Raw genomic sequence first — 21,403 nt, forward strand, 5'->3', positions numbered from 1 at the left:
GCCGGGACGGCCCGGGAAGAATCGGTCAGCTGCGCGGCTGGCGGCGCAGGAAGTCGTCGGCGATCTGGTCGCAGGTCGCGAAGCGCACGCCGTCGTGCTTCTGGAAGTGTTCGATCAGCCGTTCCAGCATCAGCAGCACCTGGGGCCGGCCGGACACGTCGGGATGCAGCGTGATCGGAAACACCGCGTAGTCGTGCTCGCGGTAGACCCAGTCGAACTGGTCGCGCCACATCTGCTCGATGTCGCGCGGGTTGACGAAGCCGTGGCTGTTGGGCGCCTTTTTGATGAACATCATCGGCGGCAGGTCGTCCAGGTACCAGTTGGCCGGGATCTCGACCAGCGACGTCTCGCGGCCCCGCTGCAGCGGCTTCATCCAGGTGTCGGGATGGCGGGAATAGTCGATCTTGGTCCAGGCGTCGCCCACGCGCACGTAGTAGGGATGGAAGTCGTTGTGCATCAGGCTGTGGTCGTACTTGATGCCCTTCTTGACCAGCAGCTCGTTGGTGATGGGGCTGAATTCCCACCACGGCGCGACGTAGCCGGTGGGCGCCCTGCCCGCCAGTCGGGTGATGACCTCGATGCTTTTGTCCAGCACCGCCTCTTCCTGCTCCGGCGTCATGGCGATGGGATTCTCATGGCTGTAGCCGTGTATGCCGACCTCGTGCCCGGCGTCGACCACCGCCTTCATCTGGTCGGGGAAGGTTTCGGCCGAATGGCCGGGGATGAACCAGGTCGTGGTCAGCCCGTATTTCTTGAACAGCTTGAGCAGCCGCGGCGAGCCGACCTCGCCCGCGAACATGCCGCGCGAAATGTCGTCGGGGGAATCCTCGCCGCCGTACGAGCCCAGCCAGCCGCTCACCGCGTCCACGTCGACGCCGAACGCCACGAATATCTGCTTTGCCATGCCTGCACCTCCTGCCCTGGGTAGAGAACCTGGACCGCCCGCAGCACGGGCGGCAGCTTGAATATGTACATTTTCATCAAAGTACATATTTGGGCAAATGGTAATGCGTCTGGAAGGCCATGCCATTGGGGTGATCCCTAGCGCGAGGCCGCCGGCGCGAATTTCCGCTTGACAGCCGGACGGCGGCGGCTAGACACTTAACCTTATGGTTAACTTTTACGAAGACACGCTGGACGGCATCTTTGCCGCCTTGGCCGATTCCACCCGGCGCCGCGTGCTGGCCGATCTGCAGCAGGGCGCGGCCTCGGTCAGCGACCTGGCGCGGCCGCACGCCATGTCCCTGCCCGCTTTCCTGAAGCATCTGCGGGTGCTGGAAGACGCCGGCCTGATCGCGCGCGCCAAGGACGGCCGCGTGGTGAACTGCACCCTGTCGCCCGAGCCGATGCGCACGGCAAGCGACTGGCTGGCCCGCTACGAGAAGTTCTGGAGCGGACAGCTCGATTCGCTGGCGCGCTACCTCTATCACGAGGAGGAAATCCACCCATGCAAAACCGAGACACCCCGCAAGCCGACACCCCCATCGAACTCCGGCTCCGGCGGCGCTTCGACGCCCCGGTCGAGCGCGTCTGGCGCGCCTGGACGGACCCGCAAGCGCTGATGCGCTGGTTCGGCCCCGCCGAGACCCGGCGGGTGCTGGTGGCCGAAACCGACGTCCGGGTAGGCGGCGCCTACCTGGTCGGGTTCGCCACCGAAGACGGGCTGGAGCACCACGCCAGCGGCAGCTACCGTGTCGTGGAGCCGCAGCGCCGGCTGGTCTTCACCTGGGCCTGGCGCGACACGCCGGCCGAGGTCTCGCTCATCACGCTGGAATTCACGCCCGCAGGCGGCGGCACCGAACTCGCCTTCCTGCAGACCCCGTTCGTCGACCCGGCCACCCGCGACAGCCACGAGCATGGCTGGTCCGGCGCCATGGACCGGCTGGCGGGCCACCTGGCGGACGCGGCCTGAGCGCCGTCCGCCCCACCCCAGAGGAGCCACAGATGCAAACCGATCATCCTGTCGTATCCCAGGCGCAATGGAACGCCGCGCGCGAAGCGCTGCTGCGCCGCGAGAAAGAACTGACCCGGGCGCAGGACGCGCTGGCGCGCGAGCGCCTGGCCCTGCCCTGGGTCCGCGTAAGCAAGCCGTACCGCTTCGAGGGTCCGGACGGCGTGCTGGACCTGGCCGGGCTGTTCCAGGGCAGAAGCCAGCTCATCGTCTACCACTTCATGTACGCCCCCGAATGGGAGGAAGGCTGCGTGGGCTGTTCGTTCCTGGCCGATCACATGGAAGGCGCGCTGATGCACCTGCGCCAGCACGACGTCACGGTGGCCGCCGTGTCGCGCGCGCCCTACGCCAGCCTGGCCGCGTTCAAGCGGCGCATGGGCTGGCGTTTCGACTGGTATTCGTCGCAGGGCGACGACTTCAATCTCGACCTGGGCGCCTCGCTGCGCCCCCCCGACGGCGCGATCGAGGACCGTCCCGGCGCCAGCGCCTTCTTCCTCGACCCGGACGGCGAGATCTTCCACACCTACTCGGCCTTCGACCGCGGCGTGGAACGGCTGGCGGGCGCCTACAACTACCTGGAGCTGGCGCCGCTGGGACGCAACGAAAACGGGCCGCACTTCAACCTGGGCGACTGGGTGCGCCACCATGACCGCTACGACGACGCCGCGCAGGCCTGCCACGCCTGCGGCTGAAGGCGGCGCGCCGGCCCTGGCATGGCTGGCCTGCACGGCGGCCATGGCCGCCGGCCTGTGGCTGGACACGCTGCGCACGCCGGCCGCCGCGCTGGCCAGCGCCTGCGCGGTCCCCGGCAACCTGGCGGAAATGGCGTGGCGCCACGCCGCGCTGATGCCGGCCAGCACGCTGGCCATGGCGGCCGCGGCGCTGGCGCCCTGGCCGGGCGCGCCGGCGTTCGCGGCGCGGCTGGCCTGCATGCTGCCGATGGTCGTGGGCATGGTGGCCGGCGCGCAGCTGGGCATGGCCCTGGCCTTGCCGCTGGGCGCGGCGCCGTTCGCGGCGATGGCCGTAGGCATGGCGGGCGGCATGGCCGCCGCCCTGCTGGCGGTGGGCGCGCCTTAGCGGCGCGCCCCGGTCAGCGGGCGCGGCGGTGGCGGCGGCGCGTCCTCGATGGGCGCGGCCTGCGGCGACTGGATTTCCAGCGCCGACACGGCCTGCGCCACGCAGGGCAGTATCCAGCCCTCTTCCTTTTCGTCGCGCGACAGGCCCGGCCATTCGATGCCGTACATCACCTCGCCTTCCAGCATCAGGCACATGCACGCGCGGCAGGTGCCGTTGCGGCACGAACTGGGCAGCTTGACGCCCGCCGCCTGCGCCGCCAGCAGCAGCGGCGTGCCGGCGGGCGCATCGAAACGCAGCCCCGCGGGCTGCACCAGAACCGGAAACGAAGCAGGCATGGCGGCCCCGGCTCAGCCGGCGTTGTCCTGCCAGTCCAGCTGCCAGGCGCCGGACAGCACGTTCTGCATCCACAGCACGCAGGTCAGGGTCTTGGCGTCCGTGACCTCGCCCTTGCGGCAGGCTTGCACCAGTTCCTCGGGGCGGGCGCTGACCACGTCCAGGAACTCGTCCTGGTCCAGTTGGCGGTCGCCGGCGCGCAGGCCGCGCGCGAAGAAGATGTGGATGATTTCCGTGGAATACGCGATGGCCAGGTGCAGGGCGCCGGCATGCGCCCACTGGCTGGCCGTGTAACCGGTTTCTTCCAGCAGCTCGCGCTTGCCGCAGACCAGCGGGTCTTCGCCCGGGTCGAGCTTGCCGGCCGGAAACTCGGTCATGACGCGCCCGATGGGATAGCGGTACTGGCGCTCCAGCAGCACGCGGCCGTCGTCGAGCAGCGGAATCACCACCACGGCGCCCGGGTGCACCACGTACTCGCGTATGCCGGTGTTGCCGTTGGGCAGGCTGACGGTGTCGCGGCGGATCTTCAGGAAGCTGCCCTCGTAGGGCGCTTCGCTTGCGACCAGGCTTTCGACGAGATGGGAATCGGGTTTGGTCATGACGGGTTCCTGGGCCGGCTGAGCGTGGGCGGTATCGGAGGAATGCAGCTTACCATCGCCGCCCCGACGCCCCGCTCCGCTCAGCCGAATTTGCGCCGCGCGTCCAGCGCCAGGCCGGCGCCGATGCTGCCGAACAGGTCGCCCTCCACGCTGCGCGCCTGCGGCGCCAGCGCCGACACCGCCTCGCGCAGGCGCGGCACGCGGCTGGAGCCGCCGGTGAAGAACACCGTGTCCACGTCCGCCGTCGCCACGCCGGCATCGCGCAGCAGCGCGCCCACGGTGGTCTGGACCTTGCCGATCAGCCGCTCCACGCAGGCGTCGAACGAGGGCCGCGTGACCTCCACGCCCAGTTGCGGCGCGATGCGCGACAGGTCGATGCGCGCGGCCTCGGATTCGGACAGCGCGATCTTGGCCTCTTCCACCTGCACCGCCACCCAGTGGCCGGCGCGCTGCTTCACCAGCTCCAGCAGCAGGTCGATTTTTGCGCGGTCGCCGGCCTCGGCGCGGATGAACGCGAAGTGCTCGGCCGCCTTGCGCGTGTAGGCCTGGTTGATGGTGTGCCAGCACGCCAGGTTGCCGTATTGCGTGGAGGGCACGTCCTTGCCGCTGCGCAGCTGGCTGCCCAGCCCCAGCAGCGGCATCACGTGCGCCAGGCTGAGCTGCTTGTCGAAATCGACCCCGCCGATGTGCACGCCGCCATAGGCCAGGATGTCCTCGCGCCGGTCGGCCTTGGCCGCGCGGCCCGGCCCCAGCCGGATCAACGAAAAATCCGAGGTGCCGCCGCCGATGTCGATCACCAGCACCAGCTCTTCGCGCGCGATCTGCGATTCATAGTCGAAGGCCGCGGCCAGCGGCTCGAACTGGAACTCGATCTCGGTAAAGCCCACGCTGCGCGCGATCTCGCCCAGCGTGTCCTCCGCCGTCTGGTCGGCGGCGCGGTTGTCGTCCACGAAGTACACCGGCCGGCCCAGCACCGCACGGGTGAAATCGCGCCCGGCCGCCGCTTCGGCGCGGCGCTTCAACTCGGCGATGAAGCGCGTCAACAGCACGCGAAACGGAATCGAGCGGCCCTGGACCTCGGTGGAGCCCTCCATGAGCGAACTGCCCAGCAGGCTTTTCATGGAGCGCATCAGGCGTCCGTCGTAGCCCGCCAGGTAATCGGAGATGGCTGCGCGGCCATAGCTGACCTCGGTGTCCTCGTCGTGGAAGAAAATGGCCGAGGGCAAGGTGGTCTTGCCATCCTCGAGCGCGAGGAGTGCGGGCTGGCCGGCGCGGCTCCAGCCGACGGTGGAATTGGACGTGCCGAAGTCGACGCCGCATGCGGTGGAAATCATGGAAACTCGGGACCGAAAGCAAAACGGCGGGCTAGTGTACCCGCTGCACACTAGCCCGCCGGGCGCGCCAGCGCCCTGGCGGTGAAGACCAGGGTCGCGGCCGCCAGCGCCAGGCCGGCGGCGAAACCCGCGCCATAACCCGCATACGCGGCCAGTCCGGTCATCAGCGACGAAGTCAGGATCTCGCCCAGGTCGCGCGCGCTCTGCACCGCCGTCATGTCGGTGCCGGCCTGCGCGCCGGCGCGCGCGAAGCGCATGGCCAGCGTCATCAGCGCGACCGACGCGGCTCCCGCGCCGAACGAGCCCAGCGCCTGCGAGGCATAGGCCAGGCCCGGATGCGGCGCGGCCCAGCCCTGGGCCTGCGCCAGCCAGCCCGCCGCCGCCGCGCCGCAGGCGGCCAGGCCCAGCCCCAGCGCCGCGCGCCCGCCCAGACGGCCGATCAGCCAGGCGCCCCCGCCGCAGCCCAGCAGCACGGTCACCACGCCGCCCGCCATGCCGAGGCGGCCGATCTCCTCCACGCGCCAGCCCGCGTCCACCAGGAACAGCTTGGACAGGCCGTAGCCGGCCGCGGCCGTCATCGCCGACAGGAACGCCGCCGCAGCCAGCGCCCAGGCCCCCGGCCGGCGCACGAAACCGGCAAGCGCGGCCCGCGGCCGCAGCGGCGCGCAATCCGCCTCGCCCTCGCGCCAGGTCGCGGCCAGGATCAGGCTGAACGCCGCCGCGCCCGCCAGCACGGCCAGCGCGCCGGCCTGGCCGATGTGGCCGGCCAGGATCAGGCAACCCGGCCCGCCGAAGAAAAAGCCCATCATCGTGCCGCCCACCTGCGCGGCGTTGGCGCGCGCCAGGGCCTGGCCCTCGAAGCGTTCGGCCGTCAGGCCGTCGGTGGCGATGTCCTGCGTGGCGCTGGCCAGCGAGGCCGCCGCCATCAGCGCCACCACCCACGCGGCGCTGGCCGACGACACGCCCAGCAGCGCCACGCCCGCCAGGCAGGCCAGCACCACCGCCTGCATCGGCACGATCCAGCTGCGCCGCCGCCCCAGCGCGACGCTCCAGCGGTTGTCCACCGCCGGCGCCCACAGGAATTTCAGCACCCACGGCAGGCCCACCAGCGGCAGCCACGCCAGCGCGCCCAGGTCCGCGCCGTCGCGGCGCAGCAGCGTGGGCAAGGCCTCCATCGCCACGCCCAGCGGAATGCCCTGCGAAAAATACAGGGCGGCCACCATCACGAACAGGCGTGCGTTGTTCTCGCGTCTCATCTTCAGATCTTTCCTTGCGACAGGTCCGCCGCGCGGCGGTGTTCGCTGCCCCGGCCGGGCGTGACGAACAGGATTTTTCCCGGACAGGCGACGTGCAGCCGGTGCCATACGCCGCGCGGCACCACCGTGCAGCGCCGGGTGTCGAGCAGCACGTCGGTTTCGGCGCCGTCTTCCGCGGCCAGCGTCAACACCACGCGGCCTTCCAGCACGCACAGCATTTCGTCGCCGCCTGGATGGCGTTCCCACACGTCGCCGTGCACGTCGGCGTCGTCGGCCACGGCCTTGACGCCGACCAGCCAGTCTTCGCCGTCCGCCAGCCGGCGGCGCGCGCCGATCTCGCGCAGCGCGCCGTCGCCGCCCAGCGCCATGAAGTGATCGAGCCAGTCGAAGACCGGCGGTGCGAAATCGGTTTCTGTCTTCATCGTGATGTCTCTCTGCAAAGCGGGCGGGATGGGAATCAATACTGGGCGCGCAGCGTCAGCATGACGTTGCGCGGTTCGCCATAGCGGTTGTTCCAGGCCGTGCCCGACAGGCTCTGGTAGTAGCGGCGGTCGAACAGGTTGTTGACGTTCAGCGCGGCGGTCAGGTGCTTGTCCAGCCGGTACGCCATGCGCAGGTCCACCAGCGTGTAGCCGCCCTGGCGCAGCGTGACCGGGCCGGACACCGTCGAAAAGCCCGACTGCATCTGCACGCCGCCGCCCACGCTCAGCCGGCGTTCCATGACCGGCAGCGCATAGTTGGTCCACAGCCGGAAAATGTGCTTGGGCGTGAAGCTGGCGTACGGCTGTCCGTTGGAGACGGAGTCGGAGACGTACTTGCTGGTGTTGAAGGTGTAGCCCGCGGCCACCGTCCAGTGCGGCGCGACCTGGCCGCTGGCCTCGGCCTCGAAGCCGCGGCTGCGGACCTCCCCGCCCGAGATGTAATAGCAGTTGTTGCCCACGCAGGGCCAGTCGGGGTCCTGCTGCGCGCGGTTCTTCTGCCGGATCTGGAACACGGCCAGCGACACGTTCAGGGCGCCATCGGCCAGCGCGCCCTTCACGCCGGCTTCGTAGTTGGTGCCGGTGACCGGGTCCAGCGGCTTGCCGTCGCGCGTCAGCTGGCTTTGCGGCTGGAACACCTGCGCATAGCTGCCGTAGAGCGACCATTGCGAGTCCATGTCGACGATCAGCCCGCCATAGGGCGTGAACTCGGGATCGATCCGCTGGCGCGCGGACGGCGCGCTCTGGTTCCACCAGCTCATGCGCCCGCCCAGCACCAGGGTCAGCGGATCGGCCAGCGAAAACCGGCCCATCGCATAAATGCCCTGCTGCTTCAGGCGCGTTTCGCCGGGCGAGGCGTACGGCCCCACGCCGGGTTCGGGCACGCCGCGCGGGTCCCAGTCGAACACGTCGACCGGCACGTTCAGCGCCGGGATCAGCATGCCCGTGTACTGCTCGGACGTGGTGCGCTGCGCATTGCCGCCCAGCAGCAGTTCGTGGCGCCGCCCGAACCACTGCACCGGCCCGCTCACGTAGGCGTCGATGCTGGCCTGCGTGTTGTCGAATTTGTAGGCGCCGCCCATCAGCCGCGAACCCAGGCCGGTTTCGCGGTCGATCGCGCCATAGGCGCCGGCGTACTTCAGATTGCTGTCGGCCGTCAGGTAGTTGGCGCTGATCTTGGCCGTCCAGCCCTGGCCGAAACCATGCTCCAGGTCGGCGAACACCCGGGTCGTATTCCAGTTGAAGCGGTCCCATGCCGCATCCAGATAGGTCGAACGCGGCAGCCCGATATCGCCGCCGTCCTTGTAGCGCGGCACGCCCGCCATATTGGTGGTGGACCGGATGCGCTGGTGCTGCAGGCCCGCCGACAGCACCGTGCGCGGACTCAGGTCCACCTCGCCTATGCCGTAGAACAGCGCAGACTGCTGATCGGCGACGTCGTAGAAATAGCCGCGGTCCTCGTACGCGCCCACGATGCGCCCGCGCACGCTGCCGCTGTCGTTCAAGGGGCCGCCCAGGTCGGCTTCGGCGCGGTAGCGGTCCCAGCTGCCCGCGCTGGCCGTGCCGCTGAATTCGAACGCCCGCTGCGGCCGCTTGCGCACCAGGTTCACGGTGGCCGCCGGATTGCCGGCCCCGTGCAGCAGGCCGTTGGCTCCGCGCAGGATCTCGACGCGCTCGTACACCGCCATGTCCTGCGGCGCGGCCGCCATATTGCCCATCAGCACCGGCACGCCGTCCTGCTCGAAAGAATCGACCTTGAAGCCGCGCGAGTAATACGCCGTGGTCAGCAGCTGATAAGGCTGCACCGTGATGCCGGTGGCGTGCTGCATGACCTCGTCCAGGCTTTGCAGGTTCTGCTCCTGCATGCGCTCCAGCCCGATCACCGTGACCGATTGCGGGATCTCGCGCAGCGCCAGCGGCAGCTTGCCCAGCGTCGCCGCGTCCGACGCGACGCCTTCGCCGCTGACCGTCACCGCCGGCAACGCCTGCGCATCCTGCGCCTGCGCCGGCCCGGCCGCCACCGCCAGCCACAATGGCCACTGCCACACCCGCGCCGTCCTGCCGCCCGCCCCCGCCTTCGATGCCTTGCGCACTGCCGTTCCTTTTGAGTTGCTATTGAGAACCATTCGCAACGAATTCTAGGGAGAACGGCGAGCGCCCGCTGGCGATCGCGGAAGTCTTGCTGGCGATTGCGGAAGTTTCAGCCGCGCGCCGCCACGCTGCTGGGCAGCACGCCGTAGCGGCGCAGGAAGGCCTTGGTGAAATGCGAGTCGGTGTAGCCGCAGGCATAGGCGGCCTCGGACACCGAGAGCGCGCCGGCCGCCAGCAGCGCATGCGCCTGCTGCATGCGGCATTCGCGCACATAGGCGTAGACGCTCATGCCGAACAGCTTGCGAAAACCCGTGGTGAGCTTGTTGACGTTGATGCCGGCCTGGCGCGCCAGTTCCGGCAGCGAAGGCGGGTCCTGCAGGTTCGCCGCCGCCAGGTCGCGCGCATGATGCAGGCGCTCGACGTCGCCGCGCGCCAGGCCGTGGCCCGGCGTCTCGTGCAACGCGCCGAACGCCAGCGCCGCCAGCTCCAGCGCCTTGCCCGACAGGTACATGCGCTTGAGGGCCCCCTGCACCGGGCAGGCCAGCATCTGGTTGCCCAGCGCCTGGACCGCCGGCGCCACGCGCAGGTTGGCGTCGGCATAAGGCTGGCCGCCGGGCGCGCGCAGCCGCGCCGCCAGTTCGGCGGGCTCCATCGAAAACGCTTCCTGCAACTGCGAAAGGCCCGTGCGCAAGGACACGAAACGCAGCGCCTTGTGCGCGCCGAATTCGTGCTCCATCCCCATCTCGTCCTGGCACAGGCTCAGGTGCAGCAGCGGCCCGCTCACGCGCGTGGCCGGCGCGCCGCGCACGCTATAGCGCAGCTCGCCGTCGAGCACCAGCACCAGCTTCAGCCCCGGCTCCAGGCGTTCATGCACGCGCGCCTCGCGGCCGAAACGCAGCGTGCCGCCGGCCAGCGACATCGCCGGCATGGCGGCCGTAACGGTCCAATCGGGTTCGGGATGGATAAGGGTCACGGTAAAGGCCCCGCGCCGGGGCCGTCTCAGTTGATGAGATTGAATATTATTACCATCAACCCATATCGGAAAGCCGGACCGCCGCCCTCGGCGGCCCGGCGGGCCTTGCGCTACTGCTGCTGGCGGCGCTGCTCCAGCTCTTTCAGGCATTGCGCCACGCCGGCCTGCATCTGCGAGTTCGACACCGCGGCGCGGTCCGACACCTCGCGGCAGCGCTCGTACTCGGCGCGGCTTGCCGGCGTATCGCTGACCGCCGCCGGCGTCGAGCCGGCTCCGGGCGTGACCGTCACCCGCAGCGTCGAAGGCGGCGAGAGGCTGCCGTCCTTGGAGCGCACGCTGGGGTACTGGTACTCCTGCGTGACCGGCGCGGCGTTCTGCGCCTGCGCCACGCCGGCCGCGCACAGGGCGGCGAGCAGGAACGCGGAAATTCGGAGTTTTTTCATGGCTACCTCTCTACGATGAACTGGCGCGCGGCGCACGGGCATTGCGATCCGCCGCGCCGCACTATCGTATCCTCGCGCGGCGCGCCGGGACGCTACACCGGACGCCGGAGTTGTTTCTTGTCGTTTCGCGCCGGAAGGCTCAGGACCTGCCCGCCGGCTTGCCCGCAGACTGGCGCAGCGGCGCCAGCAGCGACGACAGGCCGTTGTGGTCCAGTTCGTGCATCAAGGCCAGCAACCGGCCCAGCTCGCCGGGCGGAAAGCCCTTGCGCGCGAACCACGCCAGATACGGCCCCGGCAGGTCGGCGATCAGCCGGCCCTGGTACTTGCCGAAAGGCATGGTCCGGGTGACCAGCAGGGAGAGGAGTTCGGGGTCCATGGGCAGTCAGCGTGCGGATGCGGTGTCGAAAATAAACATCATGGTTTCGTCGAAGCCAGCTCCTGCGGATCGTCAACGAGGTTCGGCATCATCCCTGGGAGCGCTCGGCGGCGCCGCCAGGGCCGCGACATGGCGCAGCTTATCAGGGTTGCGCACGATGTAGATGGCCGTGATCCTGCCGTCGCGCACCTCCAGCGTGGTGGAGCGCGGCAGGCCGTCGATTTCGGTCGCCAGCACGCCCGGCATGCCGTTCAACCGGGTCACCACCGCGTCCAGGAATTGGCCGCCGCGCTTGGACGACAGGCCGGCGAAGAAACGCGCGATCCGGTCGCTGCCCAGGATGGGCTTGAACACGGCCAGCTTCTTGCCGCCGCCGTCGGCGTGCAGCACCGCGTCCTGCGCCAGCAGCCCGCGCAGCGCGTCCACGTCGCCGGCGCGGCAGGCCTGCCAGAACGCGGCGGCGATGCGCTCGCCGTCCTGTTCGGTCACTGCGTACCGCGGCCGCGCCTCGCGCACGCGGCTGCGCGCACGCGCGGCCAGCTGCCGGCACGCGGCCTCGTTGCGGTCCAGCGTGAGCGCGATCTCGGAAAACGGCATGTCGAACACGTCATGCAGCAGGAACGCGGCGCGCTCCAGCGCGGACAGGCGTTCCAGCGCCAGCATCAGCGCCACGGACAGGTCGTGCGCGATCTCGCCCGCCCCCGGCGCCTGGTAGCTGGCGGCATCGGGCAAGGGTTCCGGCAGCCAGGGGCCCACGTATTCCTCGCGCCGCGCGCGCGCCGACTTCAGGTGGTCCAGGCACAGCCGCGTGACGGTGCGCGACAGAAAGGCGCGCGGCGTCGCGACCTGGCTGCGGTCGACGTCGCGCCAGCGCAGCCAGGCGTCCTGCACCATGTCCTCGGCCTCCGCCCACGAGCCCAGCATCCGGTAGGCCAGGCCCTGCAGATAGCGGCGATGGGGCTCGAAGTCGGCGACGGCATCGGCCGCGGCGGAAGTGTCCATGGCGCCCGGACCTCAGCCCTTGGGATGCTGCGAGCGGAACCCGACGGCGATGCGGTTCCAGCTGTTGATCATATTGATGGCCACCGTCAGGTTCACCTGTTCTTCCGCGCTGAAATGCCGGGCCATGGCTTCGTAGTCGGCATCCGGCGCATGGGTTTCGGACAGCCTGGTCAAGGCTTCGGTCCAGGCCAGCGCGGCGCGTTCGCGTTCGCTGTAGAGCGACGATTCGCGCCAGGCGTCCAGCAGGTACAGGCGCATTTCGGTTTCGCCCTGCCTGCGCGCGTCGCTGGCGTGCATGTGCAGGCAATAGGCGCAGCCGTTGATCTGGGAGGCGCGCATCTTCACCAGCTCCAGCAGGCTGTGTTCCAGGCCGCAGCCCTCGACGAAATCGTTCAGGGCGACCATGGCCTTCATGGCCTGGGGTGCGGCGGTATAAGCATTGAGTCGGGCGGTGGCCATGGATAGCTCTCCGGCAGGTTCGCGCCGCGGGATGCGGCGCCGTCATCCACAAGACGAGGCAGCTCGGGGCGACGTGACATCGCCGACGGAAAAAATTGTAAGACCGGCGGACTCAGGCTGCGTGGACGATGCGGGGCTCGCAACGCACCGGGAACTTCACCGAATTGGCGATGAAGCAGAAATGGTGTGCGCGATCGTGCAGTTCCGCGGCCAGCGCCGCATCGTCGCCGGCGCGGATGGTCACCTCGGGACGCAGCGTGACGCTGGCGAACGCCCCGCCGCGCTCGCGGTCCTCCACCATCACGCCCTCGGCCTCGTCGCGGTAGGCCAGCACGGTCACGCCTTCGACGGCGCAGAAATGCAGATACCAGAGCTTGTGACAGGCCGACAGCGAGGCCACCAGCAGGTCCTCGGGATTCCAGCGCGCCGGCTCGCCGCGGAACGCTGGATCGGACGAGCCCGGCACGTCGGGCTTGCCTTCGGCCCGGATCAGGTGATCGCGGGAATACGCGGTGTAGCTGGACGTGCCGGCGCCGGTATTGCCGGTCCAGTCCACGGTGACGCGGTAGCGGTGTTCGCCATTCATAGGGGTCGTCCTGTCGGCTGATTCGCGGGTCCGCCGCCGGGCGCGCCGGCGGCAAGGACATCAAGCGTAGCGCATGGGCGCGCGCCCACGCGTCCTTACATCCGGTTTCAGCACCGGCAGGTTACTGTCCTTATCGTGAACGCCTTTTCCACACAGGAGCTCGCCATGATGAAACTCACCCTGACCTGCGCCCTGACGCTTGCCCTTTTGGCCGGTTGCGCGCCTTCCCAGACCCAGTCCGGGCGCGGCGCGCCCCCCGACGGCCATACGGCCCGCAACTCCCTGGACTGGGCCGGCAGTTACGAAGGCACGCTGCCGTGCGCCGACTGCCCCGGCATCCGCACCCGGCTGATCCTGAGCCAGGACAACCGCTACGAAAGACAGACCCAGTACCTGGACCGCCAGCCGCAGCCCGAGGTCGTGACCGGCAGTTTCAGCTGGGAGTCCGACGGCAGCACCATCCGGCTCGACGCCGCCGGCGACAGCCAGCGCTACTTCGTGGGCGAAAACCAGGTGACCATGCTGTACCGCGACGGTACGCGCCCCACCGGCCCGCTGGCCCTGCACTACGTCCTGCGCCGCGCGCAATAAGCCCTCGCGCCGCATGCGCGCTTGCGGCTATGCTTGCCGCAACCCCGCGCCCGCGGCGCGCCCTCCTCTTCGCCCAAGGAAATCATGAAGACCGATCACGAGCTGCTCTCCGCCTTCGCGCCGACCGGCGTGCTGCGCGCCTCCATCAACCTGGGCAACCCCATCCTGGCCCACGCCGATCCGGCCACCGGCGAGCCCGGCGGCGTCTCGGTGGACCTGGCGACCGAGCTGGCCCGGCGCCTGCAGGTCGGGCTGGAGCTGGTGGCGTTCAAGTCCGCCGGCGAATCCGTCAACGCGGTGGCGGCCGACCAGGCGGACGTGGGCTTTTTCGCCATCGACCCGCTGCGCGGCGAGCAGATCGCCTTCACCGCCCCGTACGTGGTCATCGAGGGCGCCTACCTGGTGCGGCAGGACTCCCCCATCGCCGCCATGGACCAGGTCGACCGCAAGGGCCAGCGCGTCGTGGTCGGCAAGGGCAGCGCCTATGACCTCTACCTGACGCGCGAACTCAAGCAGGCGGAGATCTTCCGCGCGCCGACCTCGCCCGCCGTGGTCGACACCTTCCTGAGCGAGAACATGGAAGTCGCCGCCGGCGTCAGGCAACAGCTTCAGGCCGACGCCCGGCGCCTGGGCGGGCTGCGCCTGCTCGACGGCCATTTCATGCTGATCCGCCAGGCCATGGGCGTGCCCAAGCGCCGCGGCGAGCGGGCCAGCGCCTACCTGGGCGCCTTCGTCGAAGCGATGAAGAAATCGGGATTCGTGGCCGAGGCGCTGGCGCGCCACGGCATCCAGGGCGCGGCCGTGGCGCCGCTGGAAGCGGCTTCGGACGCGTAAAAAAAAGCGCGCCGGCAATCGCCGGCGCGCTCTATGTCCTTCAGTGGCTGATCATCCAGGGCCTGGCGCCCGCGAAGGACTTGGCCCCGTCCGGCGTCGTGCGCGTTTTGCCCGCCTTGCCGCCGCCGCAGCATCCGCAGTTCATGCCGTGGCCGGACCGCGAGCTGCGCGGTTCGTGCGCGCTGCGCTCATTGGCCGCGCGCGCCCGGTTCACCGCCGAGGACAGCGCGGAAATCGCAGGCGCCCCGCCCACGATGCGGCCTGAAGGCGCTCCGCATTGCGGGCACGCGGCAGGTTCCCGCCACCGCGCCAGGGGCACGAGCGCGGCGAATTCGCCGCAGCGGCCGCAGGCATAGTCGTACATGGGCATGTCGGTCTCCTAGCGGTCGCGCGAAAGCGGCATGTCCACGCCGCCCTGGATATGCTTGACGGGCCCGCTGGCCGAGGGCTGGATGTCGAAATCGAAGATTTCCGTCGGCAGCCAAAGCGTGGCGCAGGAGTTGGGAATGTCGACCACCCCGCTGATATGCCCCTGCACCGGCGCGCAGCCCAGCAGCGAATAGGCCTGGGCGCCGGAATAGCCGAACTTCTTCAGGTACTCGATGGCGTTCAGGCAGGCCTGGCGATAGGCCACGTTCACGTCCAGGTAATGCTGCTTGCCCGACTCGTCCACCGAAATGCCCTCGAAAATCAGGAAGTCCTTGTAGGCCGGCGCGATCGGGCTGGGCTTGAAGATCGGGTTCCTGATCGCGTACTTGTCCATGCCGCCCTTGATCAGCGACACGCGCATATGCACCCAGCCGGCCATCTCGATGGCGCCGCAGAACGTGATCTCGCCATCGCCCTGCGAGAAATGCAGGTCGCCGACCGACAGCCCGCCGCCCTTGACGTAGACCGGGAAGAACACGCGGGCCCCGCGCGACAGGTCCTTGATGTCGCAGTTGCCGCCGTGCTCGCGCGGCGGCACGGTGCGCGCGCCCTCGGCCGCGGCGCGGTCGCGGTCCGCCCCTTGCAGCGCGCCCATGTGCGCCGTCTTGGGCGCGGGCGGATTGGCCAGCGGCGGCACCCGCTTGGGATTGGTGTCGATCAGCGCCTGCTCGCGCCGATTCCAGGTATCCAGCAGCTTCTTGTCCGGCAGGCAGCCGATCAGCCCGGGATGGATCAACCCCGCGAAACTCACGCCGGGGATATGCCGCGACGACGTGAACATGCCGTGGAAATCCCAGATGGACTTCTGCGCGTGCGGGAAATGCTCGGTCAGAAAGCCGCCGCCGTTGTTGCGGCTGAAGAAACCGTTGAACCCCCACATGCTCTCGGGCTTGGCGCCGATGTCCAGCAGGTCCACCACCAGCAGGTCCCCGGGCTCGGCGCCTTCCACCCCGACCGGGCCGGACAGGAAATGCACCGTGGTCAGGTCCACGTCGCGGACGTCGTCGGCGCTGTCGTCATTCTTGATCGCGCCGCCGGTCCAGTCATAGGTTTCCAGTATGAAATCATCCCCGGGCCTGACCCACACCGCCATCGGAATATCCGGATGCCAGCGATTATGGATCTGCGCGTTTTCGTAGGGGGATTGAGCCAGGTCGACTCTGATGAGGGTATCGGTCATTCTCTTTCATCTCCAGCGTAATGTGTTGATAAAACAGAACTTTCTATAACCAGCCGTCCGGTGACCGCGCGCGGTTCGGCAATCACGGGCCGCTGATATGACGACGAAGGTAGGCGAGTTTCGGACGTGCGTAAACTGGTTTTCCAGCCAGTACATGGACGGCGCGCAACAGTTATGATGCAACCCGTTTCCCTCCCCCCACCAAGGTTTCACGCATGGCCGCACTGCCCCGCCGACTTTTCGCTTTCCTGTTGATCTGCGCCGCCAGCGCCGGCGCGCACGCGGCCGGGGATTGCGTTGCCGAAGTCGAAGCCGAGAGCGCCCGCATCGCGCGCGCCCAGGACGTGCAGCGCACGCACGAGGCGGCCAACGACCTGCAGCTGGACCACAAGCTGTGCCAGGGCCGGCTGGATTTGCTGGACGCCCGCTTCGCGCTGGCCGACCAGTTCGAGGCCTGTCGGCGCGACGGCGTGGCGTTTCCGCAGAAACTGGCGCGCGACATGGGCGAGGCCGCCGACGAGCTGCCGGACCTGAAGGCGAAGTGGATCAGGACCTGCGGTCCCTACATGAAGCCCTGAGTTGACGCCCTGAACGGCCCGCGCCGCTCAGGCGGCCTGCTGTTCGGCGCTTTGTGGGTAGAAGATGGCGCGGCTGGGATCGAAGCCGTAGCGGTGCTCGAACTCGGTGGCGTCGGCGGCCAGCGCCAGCACCGAGTCCAGGATGAAATCGGCCTTTTCGTCGGACAGCAGCACGCTGAAGTTCAGCCTGACGAAGCCGGGTTTTTCGATTTCCCGGCCGTCGAGGATGGCCTGGCGCATCTGGGCGGATTCGTCCTCGCCGATCTGCAGCAGCCGGTGCACGTAAGGGCCGGCGCAGGCGCAGCCGCCGCGGGCCTGGATGCCGTAGCGGTCGCTCAGCATGCGGGTCACGAGCTGCTGGTGGACGAAGCCGCCGCGGCCGTTGCGCACGCGGAAGGAAAAGATCGGCAGGCGCTGCGCGGTGAGCGAGCCCAGCAGTTCGAGCCGCGGCGCGTCGCCCCAGCGGGCCAGCGCGCGCCGCACGTAGTGGGCGTTGCGCTCGCGCATGAAATCAGCGCCCAGCGCCTCCTTGACCAGCAGCGCCAGCGCCGCGCGGATGTCGCCGACGACGTTGGGCGTGCCGGCCTCTTCGCGCGATTCCAGGCTGCCGCTGTAGTCGTGGCCGGCCGGCGATACGAACTTGACGGTGCCGCCGCCGGGCCAGGTGGGTTTGGTGTCGAGCACCGCGTCGCGGCGCACGATCAGCACGCCCGAGGCGCCCGGGCCGCCGATGAATTTGTGCGGCGAGAACACGATGGCGTCGATGCAGGCGTCGGCCGCGGGCGACATGCGCACCGGCAGATAAGGCGCGCCGCCGGCATAGTCCCACAGCATCCTCGCGCCGGCGCGCTTGACGCGCCGCGTGATGCCTTCCACGTCGGCGACGATGCCCGTCACGTTGGAGGCCGCAGACAGCGCGCAGATCACCAGCGCGTCATCCGCGCCGGCCAGCGCCGCGTCCAGCTGGACCAGGTCGGGGCCGCCCGCGGCGTCCTCGGCCAGCTCGACCAGCTCGGCGCCGCACTCGCGCCAGGGCAGGATGTTGGAATGGTGTTCGTAGGGGCCGATGATGACCCGGACCTTGCGGCCGGCCGCCAGCGCCGCCGGCACGCCGAACAGATGCACCAGCCGGTTGATGCCGGCCGTTGCGCCCGAGCCCGCGAAGATCACCGCGTGTTCGTCGCCCGCGCCGCAGCAGCGGGCGACCGCCGCGCGCGCCTCGCGGCGCAGGCGGGTGATGTAGCCGCCGCAATAAGAGGCTTCGGTGTGCGAGTTGGCGTAATACGGCAGCACCTGTTCCAGCACGAAGCGCTCGACCTGCATCAGCGCCCGGCCCGAGGCGACGTAATCCGCGTAGACCATGGGCTTGGCGCCGTAAGGGCCGTCGACGACCGCGTCCTTGCCGATCAGCCCGTCGGCCAGCGCCGCAACCACGTCGTCCGCGCGGAGACTGGCTTCGAACTGCTGCAAAGGCCGCTGCGCGGCGGAACTGGCTTGGGCGGGGGCGTTCATGGCGATGAGAATTCCGGTACGTTTCGAAATATCATACGATGGATGCAACGGTGAAACATCACCTATTTTTTGCCAAAAACCACCTAAAACGGGTCATTTGATCTAAATAATGGAAAAAATAGACAAACTTGATATCGGCATAATTTCGTGCCTGCTGAAAGACGGTTCGCTGTCGCAGCGCGAGCTTGCCGACCGGGTCGGCCTGTCGCAGAACGCCTGCTGGCGCAGGCTGCAGCGGCTGAACGCCTGCGGCATCATTCGCGGCACGCGGGCCGAGGTGAACCTGGTCGAACTCGGCCTGGACCTGACGGTGTTCGTGATGATCCGCACCAGCCATCACGCCAAGGATTGGGCCGACGGTTTCCGCCGCCACGTCGAACGCCTGCCCGAGGTCACCGAGTTCTACCGCATCGGCGGCGACTGGGACTATCTGATCAAGGTGGCCTGCCGCGGCATGGCCGGCTATGACCGCTTCTACCAGAAGCTGATCACGGACTTCGAACTGTCCACCGTGACCGGTTTCTTCAGCATGGAAGCCATCATCGAGAACCGCCCGCCCGACCTGCGCCAACTGGAAGGCTGAAGCCGCGGCCTATGCCGGGACCAGCGGCCAGCGCTTGGTCAGGAACAGGAACACGTGACGGAACGGATCGTCCACGCGGTGCATCGCGCCGCTGACTTCCGCGATGGGCGGGCGGAACGCGTCGAACAGGCGCAGCGCCGTGGGCAGCACCAGGTACGGCACGCGTTCGGTCAGGTCGTTGTAGCCCAGCACCAGCAGGCCGCCGGGCTTGAGCACCGCCTCGCAGTTTTCCAGCAGCTGTTCGAAATCCCGGATTTCATCTATGCCGAAACCCAGCAGCCCGTTGGCCACCACCACGTCGAACACGTTGCCGCCGTAATGCCCCGCCATGCGCGTGGCGCTGCCCGTCCAATGCCGGCCCGGCCGGCCGTACACCGCCTGGCGCGCCTCGATGTCGAGCGTGTAGAACTCGGTGTCCAGCAGCCGGCGGTAATGCCAGTTGTGCTTGTCCAGGCCCACGAACAGCGTCTTCAGCGGACCGCCGGCGTCCACAGCCATCGTGTTGATGTAGCCGAACACCGCCTGTTCCAGGAAGCGCCGGTTTTCGGCCTGCAGCCTGAAATCGATGTTCAGCCGTTCGGCCGCGCGCGGAGACAGCTTGAACACCGCCCTCTTCAGCAAATAGCGCAGTTTGCGCATTCCGATTTCCTTTCCATGCCATTTCCAGGATAGAAAAGTTAGCGACGCGCACGGGCAGGGAATATGGGACCGGGCTGATTATTAAACCGGCCCGAATATATTCGCAGCCTTCCCCATCGCCGCACTGGCCGCGCCCGGAATCGTTTAAGACGGATTACGACTTTTGCCGGCTGTCGGAAGCCCGGAATAATCTCGGCAAAATGCAGCGCCCGATAAGCGCGAAGGAGGTGCGCCTTGGATAGCCATGCCGCAGCTTGCGCCGCGCTGCTGTCGGTGCGCGGCCTGTCGGTCGATTTCGATACCGCGGACGGCGTCGTGCACGCCGTCGAGAACCTGGACTTCGAACTGCATGGCGGCCGCACGCTGGCCATCGTGGGCGAGTCGGGCTCGGGCAAGTCGGTCACCTCGCTGGCCATCATGCGCCTCGTCGGCTACGCCGGCGGGCGCATCGCCGCCGGCCGCATCCTGTTCCGCGACGGCACGGGCCACGAACTCGACCTCGCCGCCGCCAGCGACGAGACCATGCGCGCCATCCGCGGCAACGACATCGCCATGATCTTCCAGGAGCCGATGACCTCCTTGAATCCGGTCTTCACCATCGGCGACCAGATCGCCGAGGCCATCGTGCTGCACCAGCGGCTGCCGCGCGCGGCGGCGCGCCAGGCCGCCCGCGGCCTGCTGGAAAAAGTGCGCCTGCCCGATCCGGCGCAGATGCTGGACCGCTATCCCCACCAGCTTTCCGGCGGCATGCGCCAGCGCGCCATGATCGCGATGGCGCTGTCGTGCCAGCCGCGGCTGCTGATCGCCGACGAACCGACCACGGCGCTGGACGTCACCATCCAGGCGCAGATCCTGAATCTGATCCGCGCGTTGCAGCGCGACCTGGGCACGGCCGTCATCTTCATCACGCACGACATGGGCGTGGTGGCCGAAGTGGCCGACGACGTGGTGGTGATGCTGAGCGGGCGCAAGGTCGAGCAAGGCGCGGTGCGGGAAATCTTCCACGCGCCCAGGCACCCGTACACGCGGTCCCTGCTGGCGGCCGTGCCGCGCCTGGGCAGCCTGCGCGGCCGCGACCTGCCGCTGCGCAAAGCCCATGCGCATTTCGAAGGCGGCGTGCTGCGCCAGCATGGCCAGACGCGCGAGCAGGACACCGCCCGCTATGGCGAGCCGCTGCTGCAAGTGGAGCGGCTGACCACGCGCTTTGACGCAAGCCGCAATGTCTTCGGCCGGGTCACGCGGCGCGTGCATGCCGTGGAACAGGTCAGTTTCGACCTCTATCCCGGCGAGACGCTGGCGCTGGTGGGCGAATCGGGCAGCGGCAAGTCCACCATCGGCAAGACCCTGCAACAGCTGGTGGCGCCGACCGCGGGCGCCGTGCGCTATGGCGGCCGGAACATTTTCTCCCTGGCAGGCGCCGAACGCCGGCGCCTGCGCCAGGAAATCCAGTACATCTTCCAGGACCCCTACGCCTCGCTCGACCCGCGCAAGACGGTGGCCTTCAGCATCGCCGAACCCATCCGTACGCACCGGCTGCTCGCGGGCGCAGACGCCATCGCCCGCCGCGTGGGCGCGCTGCTGGAACAGGTCGGGCTGGAGCCTCGCCACGCCGGGCGCTATCCGCACGAATTCTCGGGCGGCCAGCGCCAGCGGGTGTGCATCGCGCGCGCCCTGGCCAGCAATCCCCGGCTCATCATCGCCGACGAATCGGTGTCGGCGCTGGACGTGTCGATCCAGGCGCAGATCCTGAACCTGCTGATGGACCTGCAGCAAGACCGCGGCCTGTCCTATCTGTTCATCACGCACGACATGGCGGTGGTGGAACAGGTGAGCCATCGGGTGGCGGTGCTGTACCTGGGCCAGATCGTGGAACTCGGCACGCGCCGCCAGATCTTCGAGTCGCCGCAGCATGCCTACACCCGCAGGCTGCTGGCCGCGGTGCCGGTCGCCGAGCCGGGCCGGCACCGCGACACCGCGTTGATCGAGGGCGAAATCCCCAGCCCGCTGCGCCGCGTCGGCGACGAGCCCGCCATCGTCCGCCTGGCCGAATTCGCGCCGGGCCATCTCGTCGCCGAGGCCGCCTGAGCAGGCCCCGGCG

26 protein-coding genes are annotated in these 21,403 nt (G+C 68.9%); 9 read left to right on the forward strand and 17 right to left on the reverse strand.

The features are described from left to right. Positions 1-25: 25 nt before the first annotated feature. A complete protein-coding gene (locus tag C1I89_RS08010; RefSeq protein WP_102772247.1) occupies positions 26-904 on the reverse strand; it encodes a polysaccharide deacetylase family protein in 879 nt (292 codons plus the stop codon). A gap of 205 nt (positions 905-1,109) precedes the next feature. On the opposite strand from C1I89_RS08010, the gene C1I89_RS08015 reads away from it, so the two are divergent. The 4 genes from C1I89_RS08015 to C1I89_RS08030 are packed head-to-tail and all read left to right on the forward strand — an operon-like array spanning position 1,110 to position 3,028. Then, the gene (locus tag C1I89_RS08015; protein ID WP_102772248.1) at positions 1,110-1,562 is read left to right on the forward strand and encodes an ArsR/SmtB family transcription factor; all 453 of its coding nucleotides are present in this window, start codon (positions 1,110-1,112) and stop codon (positions 1,560-1,562) included. Further along, positions 1,448-1,912 (forward strand): SRPBCC family protein, encoded by a 465-nt coding sequence (locus C1I89_RS08020; protein ID WP_146196879.1) that lies wholly within the window; start codon positions 1,448-1,450, stop codon positions 1,910-1,912. Before C1I89_RS08015 ends, C1I89_RS08020 begins: the two co-directional genes overlap by 115 nt. 32 nt (positions 1,913-1,944) lie before the next feature. Further along, positions 1,945-2,643 (forward strand): DUF899 domain-containing protein, encoded by a 699-nt coding sequence (locus C1I89_RS08025; protein WP_102772249.1) that lies wholly within the window; start codon positions 1,945-1,947, stop codon positions 2,641-2,643. After that, positions 2,597-3,028, forward strand: a complete 432-nt coding sequence (locus tag C1I89_RS08030) for a hypothetical protein (RefSeq protein WP_258231365.1) — start codon at positions 2,597-2,599, stop codon at positions 3,026-3,028. Before C1I89_RS08025 ends, C1I89_RS08030 begins: the two co-directional genes overlap by 47 nt. On the opposite strand, the gene C1I89_RS08035 is transcribed toward C1I89_RS08030, so the two are convergent. The 12 genes from C1I89_RS08035 to C1I89_RS08090 form a co-directional block, all read right to left on the reverse strand. After that, positions 3,025-3,363 carry a 2Fe-2S iron-sulfur cluster-binding protein gene (locus tag C1I89_RS08035; RefSeq protein WP_102772251.1) on the reverse strand — a complete coding sequence of 113 codons (339 nt, stop codon included), beginning with the start codon at positions 3,361-3,363 and terminating at the stop codon, positions 3,025-3,027. The genes C1I89_RS08030 and C1I89_RS08035 overlap by 4 nt on opposite strands. Before the next feature lie 12 nt (positions 3,364-3,375). Beyond that, entirely contained in the window at positions 3,376-3,960 is a 585-nt protein-coding gene (locus C1I89_RS08040; RefSeq protein WP_102772252.1) for an NUDIX domain-containing protein, read from the reverse strand. 80 nt (positions 3,961-4,040) lie between these two features. After that, positions 4,041-5,294: an Hsp70 family protein gene (locus C1I89_RS08045; protein WP_102772253.1), complete on the reverse strand. Its 1,254-nt coding sequence runs from the start codon at positions 5,292-5,294 to the stop codon at positions 4,041-4,043. A gap of 50 nt (positions 5,295-5,344) precedes the next feature. Next, positions 5,345-6,550, reverse strand: coding sequence for a RhtX/FptX family siderophore transporter (locus tag C1I89_RS08050; RefSeq protein ID WP_102772254.1), 1,206 nt, complete (start codon positions 6,548-6,550; stop codon positions 5,345-5,347). A 2-nt stretch (positions 6,551-6,552) separates the two neighbouring features. Then, complete coding sequence (locus C1I89_RS08055) at positions 6,553-6,972, reverse strand: cupin domain-containing protein (protein ID WP_102772255.1); 420 nt, start codon at positions 6,970-6,972, stop codon at positions 6,553-6,555. 35 nt (positions 6,973-7,007) lie between these two features. After that, positions 7,008-9,155, reverse strand: a complete 2,148-nt coding sequence (locus C1I89_RS08060) for a TonB-dependent siderophore receptor (protein WP_102772256.1) — start codon at positions 9,153-9,155, stop codon at positions 7,008-7,010. 74 nt (positions 9,156-9,229) lie between these two features. Beyond that, complete coding sequence (locus tag C1I89_RS08065; protein WP_258231366.1) at positions 9,230-10,093, reverse strand: helix-turn-helix transcriptional regulator; 864 nt, start codon at positions 10,091-10,093, stop codon at positions 9,230-9,232. Between the two features lie 110 nt (positions 10,094-10,203). Then, a complete protein-coding gene (locus C1I89_RS08070; protein ID WP_102772257.1) occupies positions 10,204-10,536 on the reverse strand; it encodes a hypothetical protein in 333 nt (110 codons plus the stop codon). Between the two features lie 139 nt (positions 10,537-10,675). Beyond that, a complete protein-coding gene (locus C1I89_RS08075; protein ID WP_102772258.1) occupies positions 10,676-10,912 on the reverse strand; it encodes a DUF3820 family protein in 237 nt (78 codons plus the stop codon). Positions 10,913-10,984: 72 nt separating this feature from the next. Further along, on the reverse strand, positions 10,985-11,914 hold the full coding sequence (locus tag C1I89_RS08080) for a sigma-70 family RNA polymerase sigma factor (RefSeq protein ID WP_102772259.1): 930 nt from the start codon (positions 11,912-11,914) through the stop codon (positions 10,985-10,987). A gap of 12 nt (positions 11,915-11,926) precedes the next feature. Next, positions 11,927-12,373, reverse strand: a complete 447-nt coding sequence (locus C1I89_RS08085) for a carboxymuconolactone decarboxylase family protein (protein WP_102772260.1) — start codon at positions 12,371-12,373, stop codon at positions 11,927-11,929. 112 nt (positions 12,374-12,485) lie between these two features. Then, the gene (locus tag C1I89_RS08090) at positions 12,486-12,959 is read right to left on the reverse strand and encodes an OsmC family protein (protein WP_102772261.1); all 474 of its coding nucleotides are present in this window, start codon (positions 12,957-12,959) and stop codon (positions 12,486-12,488) included. 165 nt (positions 12,960-13,124) lie between these two features. Between C1I89_RS08090 and C1I89_RS08095 the strand changes: the two genes are divergently transcribed. Together C1I89_RS08095 and C1I89_RS08100 are read left to right on the forward strand one after the other, a co-directional pair. Next, positions 13,125-13,550: a copper resistance protein NlpE gene (locus tag C1I89_RS08095; protein ID WP_102772262.1), complete on the forward strand. Its 426-nt coding sequence runs from the start codon at positions 13,125-13,127 to the stop codon at positions 13,548-13,550. An 84-nt stretch (positions 13,551-13,634) separates the two neighbouring features. Beyond that, entirely contained in the window at positions 13,635-14,384 is a 750-nt protein-coding gene (locus tag C1I89_RS08100; protein WP_102772263.1) for an ABC transporter substrate-binding protein, read from the forward strand. A gap of 40 nt (positions 14,385-14,424) precedes the next feature. Here C1I89_RS08100 and C1I89_RS08105 read toward each other — a convergent pair whose 3' ends face one another. Beyond that, positions 14,425-14,754 (reverse strand): zinc ribbon domain-containing protein, encoded by a 330-nt coding sequence (locus tag C1I89_RS08105; protein ID WP_102772264.1) that lies wholly within the window; start codon positions 14,752-14,754, stop codon positions 14,425-14,427. A 9-nt stretch (positions 14,755-14,763) separates the two neighbouring features. Further along, on the reverse strand, positions 14,764-15,993 hold the full coding sequence (gene fmdA, locus C1I89_RS08110; protein ID WP_102772265.1) for a formamidase: 1,230 nt from the start codon (positions 15,991-15,993) through the stop codon (positions 14,764-14,766). Between the two features lie 215 nt (positions 15,994-16,208). Between fmdA and C1I89_RS08115 the strand changes: the two genes are divergently transcribed. Further along, a complete protein-coding gene (locus C1I89_RS08115) occupies positions 16,209-16,571 on the forward strand; it encodes a hypothetical protein (RefSeq protein WP_102772266.1) in 363 nt (120 codons plus the stop codon). Between the two features lie 27 nt (positions 16,572-16,598). Here the strand turns inward: C1I89_RS08115 and C1I89_RS08120 are convergent, their stop codons facing one another. After that, entirely contained in the window at positions 16,599-18,083 is a 1,485-nt protein-coding gene (locus tag C1I89_RS08120; RefSeq protein ID WP_102772267.1) for an aminotransferase class V-fold PLP-dependent enzyme, read from the reverse strand. A 109-nt stretch (positions 18,084-18,192) separates the two neighbouring features. Between C1I89_RS08120 and C1I89_RS08125 the strand changes: the two genes are divergently transcribed. Further along, a complete protein-coding gene (locus tag C1I89_RS08125; protein ID WP_102772268.1) occupies positions 18,193-18,666 on the forward strand; it encodes an Lrp/AsnC family transcriptional regulator in 474 nt (157 codons plus the stop codon). A 9-nt stretch (positions 18,667-18,675) separates the two neighbouring features. Here the strand turns inward: C1I89_RS08125 and C1I89_RS08130 are convergent, their stop codons facing one another. Continuing rightward, positions 18,676-19,305 (reverse strand): methyltransferase domain-containing protein, encoded by a 630-nt coding sequence (locus tag C1I89_RS08130; RefSeq protein WP_102772269.1) that lies wholly within the window; start codon positions 19,303-19,305, stop codon positions 18,676-18,678. 234 nt (positions 19,306-19,539) lie between these two features. Between C1I89_RS08130 and C1I89_RS08135 the strand changes: the two genes are divergently transcribed. After that, a complete protein-coding gene (locus C1I89_RS08135; RefSeq protein ID WP_102772270.1) occupies positions 19,540-21,390 on the forward strand; it encodes an ABC transporter ATP-binding protein in 1,851 nt (616 codons plus the stop codon). Positions 21,391-21,403: the final 13 nt, after the last annotated feature.

This window comes from Achromobacter pulmonis, from assembly GCF_002885955.2.
In the GTDB taxonomy this organism is placed as follows: domain Bacteria; phylum Pseudomonadota; class Gammaproteobacteria; order Burkholderiales; family Burkholderiaceae_B; genus Achromobacter; species Achromobacter pulmonis_A.